Annotated in this window: 16 protein-coding genes; 10 read left to right on the top strand and 6 right to left on the bottom strand. The window is 68.5% G+C overall.

The features are described from left to right. Positions 1-14 precede the first annotated feature (14 nt). Positions 15-644, top strand: coding sequence for an NAD(P)H-binding protein (locus DPV79_RS05930; RefSeq protein WP_059486676.1), 630 nt, complete (start codon positions 15-17; stop codon positions 642-644). Positions 645-746: 102 nt separating this feature from the next. Here the strand turns inward: DPV79_RS05930 and DPV79_RS05935 are convergent, their stop codons facing one another. Next, positions 747-1,664: a LysR family transcriptional regulator gene (locus DPV79_RS05935; RefSeq protein WP_113044998.1), complete on the bottom strand. Its 918-nt coding sequence runs from the start codon at positions 1,662-1,664 to the stop codon at positions 747-749. A gap of 127 nt (positions 1,665-1,791) precedes the next feature. On the opposite strand from DPV79_RS05935, the gene speB reads away from it, so the two are divergent. From speB to DPV79_RS05965, 5 genes are all read left to right on the top strand, one after another. Then, the gene (speB, locus tag DPV79_RS05940) at positions 1,792-2,757 is read left to right on the top strand and encodes an agmatinase (RefSeq protein ID WP_059554907.1); all 966 of its coding nucleotides are present in this window, start codon (positions 1,792-1,794) and stop codon (positions 2,755-2,757) included. Beyond that, a complete protein-coding gene (locus tag DPV79_RS05945; RefSeq protein ID WP_060058154.1) occupies positions 2,750-3,214 on the top strand; it encodes a GNAT family N-acetyltransferase in 465 nt (154 codons plus the stop codon). Before speB ends, DPV79_RS05945 begins: the two co-directional genes overlap by 8 nt. Before the next feature lie 136 nt (positions 3,215-3,350). Beyond that, the gene (locus DPV79_RS05950; protein WP_021159549.1) at positions 3,351-4,028 is read left to right on the top strand and encodes an SOS response-associated peptidase family protein; all 678 of its coding nucleotides are present in this window, start codon (positions 3,351-3,353) and stop codon (positions 4,026-4,028) included. 303 nt (positions 4,029-4,331) lie between these two features. Then, the gene (locus DPV79_RS05960) at positions 4,332-5,762 is read left to right on the top strand and encodes a purine-cytosine permease family protein (RefSeq protein ID WP_048023706.1); all 1,431 of its coding nucleotides are present in this window, start codon (positions 4,332-4,334) and stop codon (positions 5,760-5,762) included. A 160-nt stretch (positions 5,763-5,922) separates the two neighbouring features. Beyond that, positions 5,923-6,993 carry a porin gene (locus tag DPV79_RS05965; protein WP_060052112.1) on the top strand — a complete coding sequence of 357 codons (1,071 nt, stop codon included), beginning with the start codon at positions 5,923-5,925 and terminating at the stop codon, positions 6,991-6,993. A gap of 58 nt (positions 6,994-7,051) precedes the next feature. On the opposite strand, the gene DPV79_RS05970 is transcribed toward DPV79_RS05965, so the two are convergent. Continuing rightward, positions 7,052-8,008, bottom strand: coding sequence for a LysR family transcriptional regulator (locus tag DPV79_RS05970; RefSeq protein ID WP_113044999.1), 957 nt, complete (start codon positions 8,006-8,008; stop codon positions 7,052-7,054). Between the two features lie 188 nt (positions 8,009-8,196). Between DPV79_RS05970 and DPV79_RS05975 the strand changes: the two genes are divergently transcribed. The 4 genes from DPV79_RS05975 to DPV79_RS05990 all read left to right on the top strand — a co-directional run bounded on the left by DPV79_RS05975 (position 8,197) and on the right by DPV79_RS05990 (position 12,291). Beyond that, entirely contained in the window at positions 8,197-9,507 is a 1,311-nt protein-coding gene (locus tag DPV79_RS05975; RefSeq protein ID WP_113045000.1) for an MFS transporter, read from the top strand. A 31-nt stretch (positions 9,508-9,538) separates the two neighbouring features. Further along, a complete protein-coding gene (locus DPV79_RS05980) occupies positions 9,539-10,810 on the top strand; it encodes a Zn-dependent hydrolase (protein ID WP_113045001.1) in 1,272 nt (423 codons plus the stop codon). Positions 10,811-10,863: 53 nt separating this feature from the next. Continuing rightward, complete coding sequence (locus DPV79_RS05985; RefSeq protein WP_113045002.1) at positions 10,864-11,886, top strand: histone deacetylase family protein; 1,023 nt, start codon at positions 10,864-10,866, stop codon at positions 11,884-11,886. 105 nt (positions 11,887-11,991) lie between these two features. Next, the gene (locus DPV79_RS05990; RefSeq protein WP_133295617.1) at positions 11,992-12,291 is read left to right on the top strand and encodes a hypothetical protein; all 300 of its coding nucleotides are present in this window, start codon (positions 11,992-11,994) and stop codon (positions 12,289-12,291) included. A 32-nt stretch (positions 12,292-12,323) separates the two neighbouring features. Here DPV79_RS05990 and DPV79_RS05995 read toward each other — a convergent pair whose 3' ends face one another. From DPV79_RS05995 to DPV79_RS06010, 4 genes are all read right to left on the bottom strand, one after another. After that, positions 12,324-13,286, bottom strand: a complete 963-nt coding sequence (locus DPV79_RS05995; protein WP_113045004.1) for a Csu type fimbrial protein — start codon at positions 13,284-13,286, stop codon at positions 12,324-12,326. Continuing rightward, entirely contained in the window at positions 13,283-15,592 is a 2,310-nt protein-coding gene (locus tag DPV79_RS06000; RefSeq protein WP_425267351.1) for a fimbria/pilus outer membrane usher protein, read from the bottom strand. Before DPV79_RS06000 ends, DPV79_RS05995 begins: the two co-directional genes overlap by 4 nt. An 82-nt stretch (positions 15,593-15,674) precedes the next feature. Further along, complete coding sequence (locus DPV79_RS06005) at positions 15,675-16,394, bottom strand: fimbrial biogenesis chaperone (protein WP_048023676.1); 720 nt, start codon at positions 16,392-16,394, stop codon at positions 15,675-15,677. 15 nt (positions 16,395-16,409) lie between these two features. Continuing rightward, positions 16,410-16,907, bottom strand: a complete 498-nt coding sequence (locus tag DPV79_RS06010) for a Csu type fimbrial protein (RefSeq protein ID WP_113045006.1) — start codon at positions 16,905-16,907, stop codon at positions 16,410-16,412. Positions 16,908-17,119 lie beyond the last annotated feature (212 nt).

The following is a 17,119-nucleotide window of genomic DNA, read 5'->3' on the forward strand; positions in this document are numbered from 1 at the left end:
CGGAAGAACCGGACATGAAATTGCTGCTCGTCGGCGCGACCGGACTCGTCGGGCGTCACGTCCTCGAAGTCGCGCTCGCCGATGCGCGGGTCGATCAGGTGATCGTCCTCGCGCGCCGCCCGTTGTCGCCGCACCCGAAGATGCGTGCGATCGAGGTCGATTTCGATCATCTGCCCGACGTGGCCGACTGGTGGCATGCCGATGCCGTGATCTGCACGCTCGGCACCACGATGCGGGCCGCCGGCTCGAAGGCGGCGTTCCGGCGCGTCGACCACGACTATCCGCTCGCGGTCGCGCGGCTCGCGCACCGCCACGGCACCCCGGCCTATGTCCTGAATTCCGCACTCGGTGCGGACCCGGCATCGAGCATCTTCTACAACCGCGTGAAGGGCGAGGTCGAGCAGGCGCTCGCCGGCGTCGGGTTCGCGTCGCTCACGTATGTGCGGCCCGGGCTGATCGGCGGCAGCCGCGACGAATTCAGGCTCGGCGAGCGGCTGATGGTGTTCGCGTTGAACGCGGCTCGCCCCGTGTTGCCGGCGAAGTGGCGCGTGAATCCCGCGTCGCGGATTGCCCGCGCGCTGCTCGACGCGGCGATCGACGCGCGGCCGGGCGTGCAGGTCATCGCGTCCGACCGGCTCGCCTGACGCGCATTCGGCCGCCCGCTTTCCCGGTTATTCGCCTGACGCGCATTCGGCCGCCCGCTTTCCCGGTTATTCGCCTGACGCGCAACGGGCGGCGCGCGCCGGTCACGGGCCAGCGAAGCCATCGAGCTCGCCGAACTGTTCGGCGAGCGCCGCCGTGAACGCTTCCAGCGCTTCGCCGCCGTCGCAGTTGCGCGGCGTCGCGAGCTGGAATTCCACCGTATGGCTCAGCTTGCTCGCGAGCAGCCGGCGCATCTTCCCGGCGGCGACCCACGGCGCCGCGACATGGTCGGGCAGGAAGCCGACATGCGCGCCGGACAGGATGAAGATCACGTCGGCGTCGACGTTTTCGGAGAACGCGGTCGGCTGCGCGTTGCGCAGCGCCGCACCCGACGTGTTCGTCTTGTAGAGCCGCGCGACGTTGCTCGCGCGCGCGATGTCGTTGACCGACACGGTCTTTTTCGCAAACAGCGGATGCCGGGCGCCGCAGTGCAGCGACTGGTGCTCGACGAACAGCGGTGCGTAGTGCAGGCCGGCCTGGTGGCCGGAAAAGTAGCCGATCGCGAGCTGCAATTCGCCCTTCAGCAGCCTGCGCTCAAGTTCGTCGGGCGGAACCGCGATCATCTCGAGCAGTACATCAGGCGCCCGTTCGCGGAAGCTGCCGACAGCCGCCGCGATCGATTCGACGACGTCCGGTGCGAGCCGCTCGGACAGCCCGATACGCAGCTCGCCGAGCAACGTGCCCGACACGTGCTGCGTATCGCGCGTGAACACGTCCATCGCATGCAGGAGCCGCCGCGTCGACTGCAGCACGCGTTCGCCCTTCGGCGTCAGCCGGAAGCCGCTCTTGCCACGATCGCATAGCCGGAACCCGAGACGCGTCTCGAGCTTGGCCATCTGCGTGCTGATGGTCGAAGGCGCCATGCCGAGCGTGCCCTGCGCGGCGCTGAAGCCGCCGCTTTCGACGATCGTCAGAAAGAGCCGCAGCAGCTGCACATCCATGTCTCTCAAGCGGGTCAGCATGGCGATACGTCGCATTTTGTGAAGTTGGCTTATGTTAGTTCATATTTTTCGTCGGATGCCGGGGCGGCAGAATCGGGCACGAGGTCGCCAGCCGCGCGGCCGTCCCCCTTCAGACAGGAATCCGACGATGAGCCAGAACGATTTCGCATTCACGCGCGACAGCCTCTACGGCACGCAGGCCGAGCCGACCTTCGCGGGCGCGACGAGCTTCATGCGCCGGCGTTTCAGCCGCGATCTCGACGGCGTCGACCTCGCGATCACGGGCGTGCCGTTCGATTCCGCCGCATCGCACCGGCCCGGCACGCGCTTCGGCCCGCGCGGGTTGCGGATCGCGTCGACGGGCATCGCGTGGGAGCGCCCGTGGCCGTGGTCGTTCGATCCGTTCGACGTGCTGGCCGCGGTCGACTACGGCGATTGCGCGTTCGATCTCGGGCAGCCCGAATCGGTGCCGGGCGCGATCGAGCGGCATGCCGACGGAATCCTCGCGCGCGGCTGCGCGATGCTGACGCTCGGCGGCGATCACTTCATCACGTATCCGCTGCTGAAGGCGCACGCGAAAGTGCACGGGCCGCTGTCGCTCGTCCATTTCGATGCACACACCGACACGTGGCCCGATCACGGCGTCAAGCGTATCGATCACGGGACGATGTTCTATCACGCGGCGCGGGAAGGATGGGTCGTGCCCGGACGGTCGGCCCAGGTCGGCATCCGGACGACCAACGACGCGCCGATGGGTTTCGACATCCAGGATGCGCGCCACGTGCATGCGTCGACGCCCGCCGCGATCGCCGCGCGCATTCGCGACCGGGTCGGCGATCACCCCGTGTACCTGACGTTCGACATCGACTGCCTCGATCCGGCGTTCGCGCCGGGTACGGGTACGCCGGTCTCGGGCGGGCTGTCGAGCCACCAGGCGTTCGAGATCCTGCGTCACCTGGAGGGCATCAACCTGGTCGGCATGGACGTGGTTGAAGTGTCGCCGCCGTATGATCATGCGGAAATCACGTCGCTGGCCGGCGCGACGATCGCGCTGGAGCTGATCTGCCTGTATGCGTCGCGCCGGCGCGCCACGGAAAAATCGAACGATGACTGAACTCACCTGGCGCAAGGCCGTTCCCGACGACGCGGCCGCGTGCATCGAACTGCGCGGCAAGACGCGCGAGAACGCATTCACCGACGCGCAGTTGCGCGACCTCGGCATCACCGTCGAAAGCTGGGGCGACGGCATCCGGGACGGCCTGGTCTCGGGCCGGGTCTGCTGCGCGAACGGGCGCATGGTCGGCTACTGCTTCGGCGACACCGGATCGGGCGAGATCGTCGTGCTCGCGATCCTGCCCGAGTACGAGGGGGCGGGGATCGGCAAGCGGCTGCTGCGGCAGGTGATCGACGCGTTCGCCGCGAACGGCTTCACGTCGCTGTTTCTCGGCTGCTCGACCGATCCGGCGTCGCGCTCGTACGGCTTCTACCGGCATCTGGGCTGGACGCCGACGGGCACGCTCGACGAAGCCGGCGACGAAATCCTGACGCTGCGGATCGCGCGGCACGCATGACGGCACGCGTCGGAGGCGCGAGGCGCTGCGTCGATTCTTCGAATCGTAAAACTGTTTCGTCATACCAAGCGATAACGTGACCGCGGCGCCTGCGCTGACCTACGATGGAGACATTGCTTCCACCGTCCACCGAGCCGTGTGCACCCACTACCGCGCTCCCGATGAAGACCCGGGCATCAGCGAACTGAAGATCGGAATCGGCGACCTGTTCCGCCGCGACCCCTGGGCACCCGACGTGTATCCCGACTACGCGGCACCGGTCGCGCGCGCCGACGGCGACGGCCTCGAGGTCGTCGCGGCCGTGTTCGGTTTCTGGCCGAAATTCATGCAGCCCGAGCGGATCGACGAGCACGGCCGAAAAAGAAAGAAACTCGATACGGTGAACGCGCGGGCGGAAACGGTCGGCGCGTCGCGGCTCTACGGCACCGCGTGGCGCAACGGCCAGCGCTGCCTGATTCCGGTGCGCTGGATCGTCGAGCCCTGTTACGAAACCGGTCGCAACGTGTGGCACCGGATCGGCGTCGCCGGCTGGCAACCGTGCTGCGTCGCCGGCATCTGGCGGCGCTACGAAGGCGCCGACGGCCGCGAACGCGTGGGCATGGCGATGCTCACGGTCAACGCCGACGCGCACCCGCTGTTTGCGCGGATGCATCGACCCGGCGAAGAGAAGCGGGGCGTCGTGATCCTGCGCCGCGACGATTACGACGAGTGGCTGCACGTGCGCGATATCGAGGCAGCCCGGCGCATGCTGAACCTGCTCCCCGCCGACGACATGACGGCCGAACCCGATCAGGCATCGCCCGCGCGCACCTGAGCTTTCATTATTCCGACGTCCTGCTTTCGACCAAACTGGCCGAACGTGTGCCGATTATTCGGACGATTTCGAAAATCGGCCGATACCGGGTAATCACCGATATCTCGCAAGTTGTATATACAAGATCATCCGCTGGCAATGTCGGCACACGTCGTGCCGCTTGCGCGCCAGCGCGCAAACCGTGCGTGCGTGGCGCATGCCGGCGATCCACGGCGCCCCGCACCCGCAGAGCCGAAAGGGCGGCTCGCAGCTTCCCGTCTTGTTCGAACCATTTGTGATCCTGAGTATTTTGGAGATTTGCCCGTGTCAACGAATCCCAGTGGAAAAGCCGGCGGCCTGATCGAAGTCCGTTCGATCGACTTCATTCCCGACGCCGAGCGCCACGGCGGCCTGCTGAGCCAGTTCACCCTGTGGCTGTCGGCCAACCTGCAGATCACGGCCATCGTCACGGGCGCGCTCGCCGTCGTGCTCGGCGGCGACGTGTTCTGGTCGCTGGTCGCGCTGCTGCTCGGCCAGCTCGTCGGCGGCGCGGTGATGGCGCTGCACGGCGCGCAGGGGCCGCAGCTCGGGTTGCCGCAGATGATCTCGAGCCGCGTGCAGTTCGGCGTCTATGGGGCGATGATCCCGATCGTGCTCGTGTGCCTGATGTACATCGGCTTTTCCGCGAGCGGCTCGGTCCTGGCCGGGCAGGCCGTCGCGCAGTTGCTGCACGTCGACGACGCGGCCGGCATCCTGCTGTTCGCCGCCGTGATCGTCGTGCTGACCGTGTTCGGTTATCGCGCGATCCATGCCGTCGGCCGGGTCGCGAGCGTGATCGGCATCGCCGCGTTCGTCTACATGTTCACGCAGCTGTTCGCGAACCACGACATCGGCGCGCTGCTCGCGAACCGGCATTTCTCGCTCGCGAGTTTCCTGCTGTCGATGTCGCTGTCCGCGTCGTGGCAGATCGCGTTCGGTCCGTACGTCGCCGATTATTCGCGTTACCTGCCGCGCTCGACGTCGTCGGTCGCGACGTTTCTCGCGGTCGGCCTGGGCTCGGTGATCGGCGCGCAGGCGGCGATGGTGTTCGGCGTGTTCGCGGCCGCACTGGCCGGCAGCCAGTTCGCGCACCATGAGGTGGCGTATATCGTCGGCCTCGGCTCGACCGGCGCCGTGGCCGCACTGCTGTACTTCAGCATCGCGTTCGGCAAGGTGACGGTGACGGCGCTCAACGCCTACGGCAGCTTCATGTCGATGGCGACGATCGTCAGCGGCTTTCGCGGCAAGGGCGCCGTGTCGTCGAAGAGCCGCCTCGTGTACATCTTCGGGATGATCTGCGTATCCACGCTCATCGCGCTCGCGGGCCGCCATTCGTTCCTGAAGGAATTCACCGCGTTCATCCTGTTCCTGCTCGCGTTCTTCACGCCCTGGAGCGCGATCAACCTGGTCGACTACTACTGCTTCACGCGCTCGCGCTACGACGTGCCGGCGCTGTCCGATCCGGACGGCCGCTACGGCCGCTGGAACGTGATGGCGATCACGATCTACGTGGTCGGCATCCTCGTGCAGTTGCCGTTCATGTCGACGCACATCTACACGGGCCCGCTCGTCGATGCGCTCGGCGGCACCGACATCTCATGGATCCTCGGCCTGATCGTGCCGGCCGTGCTGTATTACATCGGCGCGCGCGCGTCGCGCCGCAGCATTCCCGAACGCCTGATCCTGCCGCTCGAACGCGGCGAAGTTCACCACTGACGACACGTCACGCGCATCGGGCCGGCCGGCTGCCGGCCTGATTGCCGCGCGAGCCGGGCGCTGCCTGCGCCGGGTTCTTCCACACGTTTTCCTTTCGACGATGCCGGTGCGGCGCGGCTGCCGCGCGCGGTGTCGTTTCATTCTCAGGCCATTGAATAGTATGACTAAGAAAATGACAGCCCGCGGCAGCGATGCCCGGGCGCGGATGGTGCACGCCGGTCTTCGCGTGACGGTGGCGGCGGCGTGCGCCGCCGGATCGGGCGCGGCGCTCGCGCAGGACGGCGTCACGCTGTACGGCGTGATCGACGAGTTCGCGCAATACGTGAACACGGGCAACGGCTATACGGCGGCGATCGGTTCGGGCGGCCAGTGGGGCAGCCGGTTCGGGCTGAAGGGCGGCGAGGATATCGGCGGCGGGCAGAAGATCGAGTTCGCGCTGGAGAACGGCTTCAACCCGAACGACGGCTCGCTGGCGAGTTCGGGCAGCCTGTTCAACCGGCAGGCATGGGTCGGCATCGCGGGGCAGTGGGGCAAGGTACGCGCGGGCCGCCAGAATTCGCCGCTGTTCAACGACCAGGGCGGGCAGGATGCGTTCGGCGGTGTCACGCAGGCGTCCGGCATGGACAACCTGACCGTGTTCGCGTTCCGCACCAGCAATACGCTGTCGTACCAGAGCCCGGAGATCGCCGGCTTCCAGGGCGGGCTGTACTTCGGGTTCGGCGATGCGGGCGGCGTGCGCTCGGCCGGCGCCAGCCAGCAGTTCGACCTGACTTACGAACACGGGCCGTTCGGCGCGTTCGTCGCCGGCCAGTGGCTGAAGAACGCGACGGCGACCACGACCGATCGCACGATCATGGCCGGCGCGTCGTACGAGATCGGCAAGGCGACCGTGTACGGCGGTTTTTCCGCGGTGAAGTGGGCCGATCTCGGCATCGATTCGCGCGTGTACGGGCTGTCGGTCAAATACCAGTTCAATCCGGCGAACTACGTGGCGCTCGGCTACGCGTATCTGCACGACCAGTCGTCGCAAGGCAACAATGCGGACCAGCTCGGGCTGATGTACGAGTACGACCTGTCGAAGCGCACGAGCTTCTACGGCGCGCTGTCGTACCTGCGCAACCGCAACCAGGCCGGCTACACGCTCGCCGGTGCGGCGAACCCCGGCCTGCCGCTCGCGTATCCGGGCGCGAATGCGCGCGGCGTGCAGCTCGGCATCGTGCATCGCTTCTGACGTTGCCGACGCGCCGGGCCGGGTGCGCCCGGCGCTTTCCTCCGGCGCGCTCGCGCCGCTACTTCCCCAGCCGCTCCGCAAGCGAATGGCGCTGCATGCAGCGCTCCATCGCGTCGAGAAACGCGTGCTCGGCCGCGTTCATCTTGCGATCGCGATGCCACAGCAGGAACACGTCGACGTCGACGAGCCCTTCGTCGGGCGGCAGCCGCCACAGCCGCTGTTGCGCGATGTCGTCGCGCACGATGTGTTCGGGCAGGCAGCCGATCCCGTAACCCGCGAAGATCAGCCGCCGCACTTCCTCGAGGCTCGGCGACGATGCGACGATGCGCCCCGTGAAACCCTTCTGGTCACGAAACACGGTGAGCGGCGACAGGCTGTCGCCGATCTGGTCGCTCGTGAACGACACGAAATTCTCGGCGAGCAGATCGTCCATGCGCAGTTGCGTTTGCCCGAACAGCCGGTGATGGCGGCCGCAGTAGATCGCATAGCGCTGGCGCAGGAAGCAGCGCATCTCCAGCTTGTCGTGCGGCGTGCGGCACAGGCCGAGCCCGGCCGTGGCGGTTTTCTGCAGCAGCGAAGAAAGGATGTCCGACGAGCGCATCACCTCGATCTGCAGGTCGATGCGCGGATACGCGCGATGGAATTCCGCGAGGAATTCGTCATAGACGGGCGACTCGATGCGGCTCACCGTCAGCAGCCGGATCGAGCCGGTCAGGTCGGCCGTGCTGTCGTCGATTTCGGTTTCGAGGCGCGAGATGCCGCCGTAGATGTCGCTCGCGATCCGGTACACGGCTTCGCCCGCCGGCGTCATCGCGAAGTGCGTGCCGCGCCGCTCGATCAGCTTGCGTTCGAGCGTGTCCTCGAGCCGCCGCAATGCCTGGCTCACGGCCGGCTGCGTCACGTGCAGGCGCGCGGCCGCGCGGCTCACGCTGCGCTCCTGCACGATGACGAGGTAGGTGCGCAACAGGTTCCAGTCGAGACGGTCGTTCAGGAACGGGGCGAGGTCGGGGCGCATCGGGTCTCCGGGCGAGGCGTCGGGTGAATATTAGTTGAATTTATACGGCGAATAATAACTTGAAATTTGACTAATGATTTGCGGTCGCCGATAAAGGAGGGGCGCCGCAGCGTGCGGCGCAAGGCCGCGACAGACGGCCGTCCACGATATTGCGCGTCGCGCCGCAGCGGCGCGCGTCAGGAGCCCGCATGACCCAGTCCCTTCCTTCCGCCCGCCAGCCGGGACGCGCCGCGACGGCCGCGTTCATCGGCACGATGATCGAGTGGTACGACTTCTACATCTACGCGACCGCCGCCGCGCTCGTGTTCGGCGAACTCTATTTCCCGTCGCATGACCGCTTCGTCAGCACGATGGCGTCGTTCGCGACCTTCGCGGTCGGCTTCTTCGCGCGGCCGCTCGGCGGCGTGATCTTCGGGCACCTCGGCGATCGCATCGGCCGCAAGAAGGCGCTGATGACGACGCTGATGATGATGGGCGTCGCGACCGTCTGCGTCGGGCTGCTGCCCGATTATTCGACGGTCGGCCTGCTCGCGCCGGTGCTGCTCGTCGCGCTGCGCGTGGTGCAGGGGATCGCGGTCGGCGGCGAATGGGGCGGCGCGGTGCTGATGGCGGGCGAGCATGCGCCGCAGGGGCGCCGCACGTTCTTCGCGTCGTTCGCGCAGCTCGGCAGCCCGGCCGGGCTGATCCTGTCGCTGATCGCGTTCCGTGCGGTCACGTCGATGGACAAGGCGGACTTCCTCGCATGGGGCTGGCGCCTGCCGTTTCTCGCTAGTTCGGTGCTGCTCGTGGTCGGCATCCTGATCCGGCTCGGCGTGAACGAGTCGCCGGAATTCGCGCGCGTGAAGGAAACCAACCGCACGGTGAAGCTGCCGGTTGCGGAAGTGTTCCGCTCGGCGTCGGGGCTCGTGTTCCTTTGCATCGGCGCGAACACGATCGGCATCGCGGGCGTCTATTTCACGAACACGTTCATGATCGCGTACACGACGCAGTACGTCGGCGTCTCGCGATCGCTGATCCTCGACAGCCTGTTCGCGGTCGCGATCATCCAGTTCTTCGCGCAGCCGGTCGCCGCGTGGATCGCCGAGCGCATCGGCGGCGCGCGTTTCCTGAAACTCGCGGCGCTGCTCGCGATGCTGTCGCCGTATCCGATGTTCATGCTCGTGCAGGGCGGCACGTCCGCGTCGCTGATTGCCGGCATCGCGCTCGCGGTGGTCTGCATGGCCGGCTTCTATTCGGTGATCGCGGGTTTCGTGAGCGACGTGTTTCCCGCGCACGTGCGCTATTCGGCGATCTCGCTGGCTTACCAGATCTGCGGCGCGATCGCGGGCGGGCTGACGCCGCTCGTCGGCACGTGGCTCGCGCATCGCTTCGCGGGCCAGTGGTGGCCGCTCGCGGTGTTCTACACGTGTCTGGCCGGCGTCTCGCTGCTCTCCATCGTCGCGATCGACGCACGCCGCGCCGCGCGGCCGACCGTCGCCGAAGCGCTCGGCTCACAGTGACTCTCAACGAACGAATTCATCCGGAGTGCACATGAAAGACCTGCTGGAAATCGACGGCGCCCGCTTGTGGCAGAGCCTGGCGGACATGGCGCGCGTCGGCGCGACGCCTCGCGGCGGCGTGCGGCGCCTGGCGCTCACCGACGACGATCGTCGCGGGCGCGACCTGTTCGCGCAGTGGTGCCGCGACGCGGGGATGACGGTGAGCGTCGACGCGGTCGGCAACCTGTTCGCGCGGCGCGACGGCGTCGATCCGCAGGCCGCGCCGGTGCTGATCGGCAGTCATCTCGACACGCAGCCCGAGGGCGGCCGGTTCGACGGCGTGTATGGCGTGCTCGCCGCGCTCGAGCTCGTGCGCACGCTGAACGACGCAGGCATCGCGACCGGCAAGCCGCTGGAAATCGTGTCGTGGACCAACGAGGAGGGCGCGCGTTTCGCGCCGGCGATGCTCGGCTCGGCCGTGTTCACGGGCGCGTTGCCGCTCGACGATGCGCTCGCGAAGCAGGACGCCGACGGCATCACGCTCGGCGCGGCACTGGACGCCTGCGGTTATCGCGGCGCGCGCGCGACGGGCGGCGCGGTCGATGCGTACTTCGAAGCGCATATCGAACAGGGCCCGGTGCTGGAGGCCAACGGTACGACGATCGGCATCGTCACGGGCGGGCAGGCGATCCGCTGGCTCGACGTGACGGTGACGGGCGTGGCCGCGCATGCGGGCACGACACCGATGCCGTATCGCAAGGACGCGTATTTCGCGAGCGCGCAGATGGCGCTCGAACTCGAACGGATCGTCGCCGGTCATGCGCCGCGCGGGCTCGCGACGATCGGGCAGGTCGGCATCCGCAACGCGTCGCGCAACACCATTGCCGGCGACGTGACGTTCACGGTCGACCTCCGTCATCACGACGATGCGCAAGTCGACGCGATGGAGCGCGAACTGCGCGATGCGTGCGCACGTGTCGCCGCGGCACGCGGCGTGCAGGTCGCGATCGACACCTGCTGGCGCAGCCCGGCGACGCCGTTCGATCGCGACTGCGTCGAGCTGGTCGCGCAGGCGGCTGCGGCGTTCGGCTATACGAACGAGCGGATCGTCAGCGGCGCCGGGCACGACGCGATCCTGCTCGCGCGCCGCGTTCCGACCGCGATGGTGTTCATCCCGTGCGTCGACGGCCTGTCGCACAACGAAGCCGAGGACGCCCTGCCTGCCGACGTGACGCGCGGCACGAACGTGCTCCTTCATGCGGTGCTCGCGCGCGCCGGTGTCGCGGCGAGCGTTGCCGTGGCGGCCGCCACGCAGGATGCGTGACACCGCGAACCGATCGATCGACAGACAGACAGAACAACCGACGAGGGCAAACGATGAACACCTATTTCCATCCCGAGCAACTGCTGCACCATCCGCGCAGCTACCTGTCGCGCGGCCGGATGCGCGAGCCGCAGGAAGTGCCCGAGCGCGCGGCGCGGCTCGTCGCGGCCGTCCGGTCGCTCGACTTCGACGTACGCGAGCCGGCCGACCGCGGCACCGCGCCGATCGCGGCCGTGCACGACATGAACTACCTGCGCTTTCTGGAAGAAGCGCACCGCGACTGGAAGCGGATGCCCGACGACTGGGGCGACGAAGTGATGTCGAACGTGTTCGTGCGGGACCCGAACCCGCTGCGCGGCGTGCTCGCGAAGGCCGCGCGCTATCTCGCCGACGGCAGTTGCCCGGTCGGTGCGAACACGTGGCGCGCCGCGTACTGGTCCGCGCAGAGTGCGCTGGCGGCTGCGGCCGACGTCAACGACGGCGCACGCGACGCGTACGCACTGTGCCGGCCGCCCGGCCATCACGCGCGCCGCGACGCGGCCGGCGGCTTCTGCTACCTGAACAATGCGGCGATCGCCGCGCAGTCGCTGCTCGGCCGCCATCGCCGGGTCGCGATCCTCGACACCGACATGCATCACGGGCAGGGCGTGCAGGAGATCTTCTACGGCCGCGACGACGTGCTGTACGTGTCGATCCACGGCGACCCGACCAACTTCTACCCGGTCGTCGCGGGTTACGAGGAAGAGACGGGCGCGGGCGCCGGCGACGGTTTCAACCTCAACCTGCCGATGCCGCACGGCGCGCCCGAGTCGGCGTTCTTCGAGCGGCTCGACGACGCGCTGCGCGCGCTCGCGCGGTTCCAGCCCGATGCGCTCGTGCTCGCGCTCGGCTTCGATATCTACAAGGACGATCCGCAATCGCAGGTTGCCGTCACGACCGACGGTTTCGGCCGGCTCGGCGGGGCCATCGGCGCACTCGGGTTGCCGACGGTGATCGTGCAGGAAGGCGGCTATCACCTCGAAAGCCTCGACGCCAACGCGCGCGCGTTCTTCGGCGGGTTCGCCGCCGCGCTCTGACCGGCGCGGCGGGGTTCGGTCGAATGCGTGCGGATTGAGGTTTTCCGCGCGCATGCCGATAATGCGCGCATCTGCCTGGATGGATGCACGAAGGAGGGCCGCACGATGACAGCCGGCCGGATCACACGCCGTGCGATCGCGCTCGCCGCGCTCGCCGCACTGGGCGCAGGGTCGCTCGCGAGCGCGGCGGAACCGTCGATTCCGCTGCGAGTCAGTCTCGTCATTCCGGAAACCTGCACGATCGACACCGGCGCGCCGCAGGCGGCTGCCGATGCCGGCATGCCGAGCGTCAGCTGCGTGCACGGCACGCCGTTCGTGCTCAGCCACGCGGCGCTGCCCGATGCGCGCCCGGCGCCGCGCGGCATCGGCACGGGCGCGCCGTCCGCATGGACCGTCACGTTCTGAACGGCGCGCCCGCCCGTTCATGCCGTTGAACGCTAGAAACTGATCGTCGCGGTGATCGTGTCGCTGTAGCTGCCGGGCGCGGGCGTGGTCTGTGCCGGCACCGCGCCGTACACGGTCACGACCTGCGACGTGCCCGTGCCGACGCCCGTGACCGTCGCGCTGCCGCCCGTGCCGTCGCCCCATCGGATCGAGTGCGCGGCGTCCGTATACAGCCCGTAACCGATCGTCCCGCCACCACCGCTGCGCTTCATCTGGCGCGCCGTCACGTCGCCGCTGCCGCCGCTGCTCAGCGCGATTTTCCACGCGTCGCCGTTGGTGCATTGCGCGGTAATCGTCCCCGTTGCCGCGAGCGTGCCCGACAGGATGCTCGCGGTGCCGAAGCTCACGTTGGTCGCGTTGATGTTGCAGTTGTTGATGACGTCCGCCGTCGCGCCGAACGGGAAGGTGCCGCTCGACGTCGTCAGCGATGCGCAGGTCGGCGCGACGAGCAGGTAGAACCCGGTGTTGATCGATGTCGTGCTGCCGCCGAACTGCTGCGAATAGGTCGTGGTGCTGTTGCCGGTCGTCGGCACGGTCGGCTGGTTTCCGGTGATCTGTCCGTACACGGTGACCGTCGCGGACGCGCTCGTCCCGAGCGCGGGTTTGGCGAGCGTGACGGACGCCGGTGTCGTGCCGGAATACACGGAGCCCCACGCGACCGAATGTCCGCCGTCGAGATAGAGGTCGTACTGCATCGCGTTCGTGCCGTTGACGAGGCTGCGCGGGCTCGTGCCGCCGAGGTTCAGGCACACGAGCACGTTCGGCACCAGCGAGACGGCCGACCACGTGCAGGTGACGCTGACGGTGCCGGTCGCGGTGACCGGCGCGTTGGAGATCGGGCTGACCGATCCGAAACTGACCGTCGACGCCGTGGCCGTGCAGGACTCGGCCCGCGCGTGATGCGGCACGCCGCACCACGCGGCGAACGCGATGACGAGCAGCAGCGCGAGCCTCATGGCGCCGCCCGGCAGGTGAGGGGCCCGATGGTCGGCAGCGTGCCGTCGCCGGGTGCGGTGAACGCGAATTCCGTGATGCAGCGCTGCGTGCCGGAGTCGATCACGAGGTGGTTGTCCTCCTTCAGCCCGTCGATGAACGTGAGCCCGTCGTAGCCGACGATCGTATCCGCGCCGCTTTCGGCGTGATGCACGCGCGCGCCGGCCGGCAGCGGGCGGCCCTCGGCGTCGCGCAGGATCACCGACGCCGCGCGATAGCGCGACACGCCGAAATGCGCGACGACACCCGATTGCGCCTGCGGCACGACCGTCATCGACGTGCGGGCGATCCGCGCATCGGCGGGCAGCTTCATCGAGTCGATCGCGATCTGGTTGTTCTGGTACGCGTTCAGGTCGGGCACGAGCAGGTGCCCCGCGCGGTCGGTCGTGCCGATCACGCGGTTCTCGTGCAGCACGGGAATGCCCGCGACGCCGTCGGTCGACACGAGCGCGAAGCCGTCGTCGATGCGGCGCGACACCTGCAGGCTGCTGTCCATGAACACGAGCGCGCCGCTCACGTCGAGCGACGCGCCGGCCTGCCGGTCGATCTGCTGCGCGGCTGCGATGACTTCGCCCGCGTGGCCGAGATACCGCAGTTGCGCCTGCCGGTAGGGCACCGCGCCCGTGCCGCCCGTCTGCACGCCCCAGCCCCAGCCGCCGCCGTAGTCGGGCGGGCGGCTCGCGTCGACGGTGTAGTTCGACTGACCGCGCTGGCGGCCGACGGTCGTGTTGATCGACGTGTTGCGGCCGAGCCCGATGTTCAGCGACACGAACGCGCCGTTCGCACCCTGCTGCGCGAAGTCGCGGTACGCGCTTACGCTCAGCGACGCGAGATCGCCGAAACCCAGCGTGTACGACACCGTGCCGATCCGCGTACCCGGGCCTTGCGGCATCCGGAAGCCGATATAGCTGAGCGACAGGGTCTGGCGGTGCATGAACGGCAGCGCGAGCGTCGCCTGGTCGGTCGCCGCCGGCGCCGTCGCGCCGTCGCGCGATGCCAGGTCGCCGTAGCGGCCGAACGCGCGGATCGTCTGCGCGTTGATCGAGAAGCGCGGCTCGATCAGCTGGTAGCCCACGCTCACCTGCGTGCCCGGAAAGCGGCCGGCGCTGCCCGCGACCGCGCCGCTCACGACGCCCGCGTAGCCGAGCCGCAGCAGCGCGCCGACGCCGGCGTTGAGCACGCCGCCGGTCGCTTCCGCATGCCCCTCGACGGTCAGCACGTCGGTGACGCCGCGCCGCATCGAGCCGCTGATGGCCGGCCGCGCGTCGTAGTCGAACGACTGCAGCCCGTAGTGGCGGCGCAGGAAGCCGGCTTCGAACGAATAGCTCGACAGCCCGGCGGACAGCATGCGTGTATCGACGTAGAGCGGCACGGAGGTCGCGACGGTGCGGCCGAGCGCGTCGCGCGTGATGACGGTCGCCTGGCCGGCCCCCCTGATGCCTGGCACGTCATGGATGAGGAACGGGCCGCTCGGCACGTTGCCGGTGTACTGGCGCACGTTGTTGATGTACAAGTCGACGGCCGACGGTACGGCGGCGGAGCCCGCGAGCGATGGGATCGGGAACGTGACGAGATCGGGGCGCAGCGCGAAGTTGCTGCGCCACTGGAAGCCGCCGATGCGCACCGAGCGCGTCCACGCGAGCGACCCCGAGATCGTGTCACCGAGCTGCGTCGTGCCTGGCCGCGCCGGGTCCGAGCGGCTCCATGACGTATCGAAGCGCGTGTAGCGCCGCTGGCCGTTGTAGAAGGTCGCGGCGCCCGTGGTGTCGAACACGCCGCCCGGATCGAAGTAGCGCACGTCGGTGTAGAGCGAGTACTGCCGGTCGCCGATCGTCTGCGCGTACGCCTCGTAGTTGATCGCGACGCCGCGCGACGCGCTGGCCGCCTGCGTGGGCGGCAACGCACGGCTGTCGACCGCGTATGGCCGGCGCAGCGAGTCGGGCATCTGCAGGTCGACGCTCTGGCGTGCCGCGTCGTAGCGGTAGCGCAGGCCGGGAATCGCGTCGAGGTCGACCGTCGCCGCGTCGGCGAGGCCGAGCCGGTCGGTGGCAACGCCGATCGTGCGCAGGTCGGCGCCGCTCGCCGACAGGCGGCCGTCGCGTTCGCGGAAGTGCGCGAGCAGCGTCGTGTTTTCGCCGTTGACGCTGACTTCGAGGATCACGTCGTGCGTCCCGTCGGTCATCACGAGCACCGGGAGTTCGTCAGCGCGCACCGGGCCGAATGCGAGCAGGCCGCCGGCCACGACGGCCGCGAGCACGGCGCGCGGCAAGCGGCGCGGCGCTCCGCGTCCATTGGCCGGGGCCATGCCGGCGCGTGGCGAAGGGGGAGAGGCCGGGCGGCGCACCGGCGGTCTAGCCCGGCGGCTCCACCGCGACGACCGCACTGGCCGGCTGCGAATTGACGGCCGCCCGCACCGTGACCTTGCCGCCGAGCGCGACGCCGGCCGGCAGCGGCACGCTCCACTGGCCGGTTCGGCCCGCGAGCGCGTAACCGAGCAGCCCGCGCGTGAGCGGGTACGCGCGCCCGTCGCCGGTCACGAGTTCGACCGACGCGAGTTGCGCGCGCCGCGTGCCGCCGTTGTGCACGCGCAGCACCCAGCCGCCGTTGCTGCGCAGGAGCGCCCAGTCGAGCTGCGGCGCGCCGCTGGCGGCAGGCTCGACGAACACCGGAATCGAATAGCGCAGCCGGATCGACACGCCGTTGGCCGGTGCCTCGCCGGGCTGCGGCAACTCGTCGATCAGCAGCCGGTAGGTCTGCTCGGTACCGGCTGGCGTACGCGAAGCGCGCACGACGCGGATCAGCTGCTCGGCCTGCTTGCCGACCTCGATCAGCGGCGGGCTGGCGAGCAGATCCTGGGTGGGCGTCAACGCATCCTCGCCATTGGCCTGATCCCAGCGGAACACGCGCACCTGCCCGTACACCGGGCGCTCGCCCGGATTGCGGAGCGTGATGCCGGTGGCCGTGTCGTCGGCGCCGAATTCGATCGTGACGGGGGAAATCTGCAGCGACGCGGCGTGCGCGGCGCCGGCCGCGCACAGCAGCGCGGCGAGCGTTCGACGTAATGCGGACATGGGAAGCAGCGCCGGTCAGAAGTAGGCGGTTGCGGTGATGGTCGTCTGATAAGTGTCCGGCTTCGGCGTGGCTTGCGTGGGCACCTGGCCGTAGACGGTGAAGGACTGTGCGGACCCCGTGCCGGTGCCGGCCACGGTGTCCGTGCCTTGCGTGTTGCCCCAGATCGTCGTCCGTCCGGCGTCCTGGTAGAGCTGGAAGCCGACCGTCGTCGACGTGTTGCCGGTTGCCGTGCCGGCCATCAGCCGGCTCGCGACGGTCGACCCCGTGACCTGGCCCGCGTCGAGACCGACGTTGTACGGCGTCGTGTTGGTGCAGGTGACGCTCAAGGTCGTCTGCTGGTTGATCGCGGCGGACAGCACGCCGTTCGTGCCGAAGGCCAGCGGGTTCGCCGTGATCGTGCAGTTCGGTTGCAGCGTGAGCGTGACGTTGAAGGTGGCGGTCGACGTGCCGTTCGAATAGATGGCGGCGTCTGCGGCGGGCGTCGAAAGGCCGACTGACAGCGCGAGCGACAATGTGGTGGATACGATGGCGACTTTCACGCAGATCCCTCATCGATCGAATTTTCGTTGGATTTATGCCGCGTTTCGCAGGCCACGGTATCGCAGATGCTGATACGAACCGGCAATTCTTTCAATATTAAAATCGGCCCTGTTTCATTTTGTTACATCTGGGTTGGGTGTTGGGTAAATAAACTCGGAAAGCATTTCTATTTGTGATTTCAATG

Source organism: Burkholderia reimsis, assembly GCF_003294055.1.
In the GTDB taxonomy this organism is placed as follows: domain Bacteria; phylum Pseudomonadota; class Gammaproteobacteria; order Burkholderiales; family Burkholderiaceae; genus Burkholderia; species Burkholderia cepacia.

Coding starts and splice junctions, on each gene's coding strand:
- DPV79_RS05930 (WP_059486676.1), top strand. CDS start 15: ATGAAATTGCTGCTCGTCGGCGCGACCGGACTCGTCGGGCGTCACGTC.
- DPV79_RS05935 (WP_113044998.1), bottom strand. CDS start 1,664: ATGCTGACCCGCTTGAGAGACATGGATGTGCAGCTGCTGCGGCTCTTT.
- speB (WP_059554907.1), top strand. CDS start 1,792: ATGAGCCAGAACGATTTCGCATTCACGCGCGACAGCCTCTACGGCACG.
- DPV79_RS05945 (WP_060058154.1), top strand. CDS start 2,750: ATGACTGAACTCACCTGGCGCAAGGCCGTTCCCGACGACGCGGCCGCG.
- DPV79_RS05965 (WP_060052112.1), top strand. CDS start 5,923: ATGACTAAGAAAATGACAGCCCGCGGCAGCGATGCCCGGGCGCGGATG.
- DPV79_RS05970 (WP_113044999.1), bottom strand. CDS start 8,008: ATGCGCCCCGACCTCGCCCCGTTCCTGAACGACCGTCTCGACTGGAAC.
- DPV79_RS05975 (WP_113045000.1), top strand. CDS start 8,197: ATGACCCAGTCCCTTCCTTCCGCCCGCCAGCCGGGACGCGCCGCGACG.
- DPV79_RS05980 (WP_113045001.1), top strand. CDS start 9,539: ATGAAAGACCTGCTGGAAATCGACGGCGCCCGCTTGTGGCAGAGCCTG.
- DPV79_RS05985 (WP_113045002.1), top strand. CDS start 10,864: ATGAACACCTATTTCCATCCCGAGCAACTGCTGCACCATCCGCGCAGC.
- DPV79_RS05990 (WP_133295617.1), top strand. CDS start 11,992: ATGACAGCCGGCCGGATCACACGCCGTGCGATCGCGCTCGCCGCGCTC.
- DPV79_RS05995 (WP_113045004.1), bottom strand. CDS start 13,286: ATGAGGCTCGCGCTGCTGCTCGTCATCGCGTTCGCCGCGTGGTGCGGC.
- DPV79_RS06005 (WP_048023676.1), bottom strand. CDS start 16,394: ATGTCCGCATTACGTCGAACGCTCGCCGCGCTGCTGTGCGCGGCCGGC.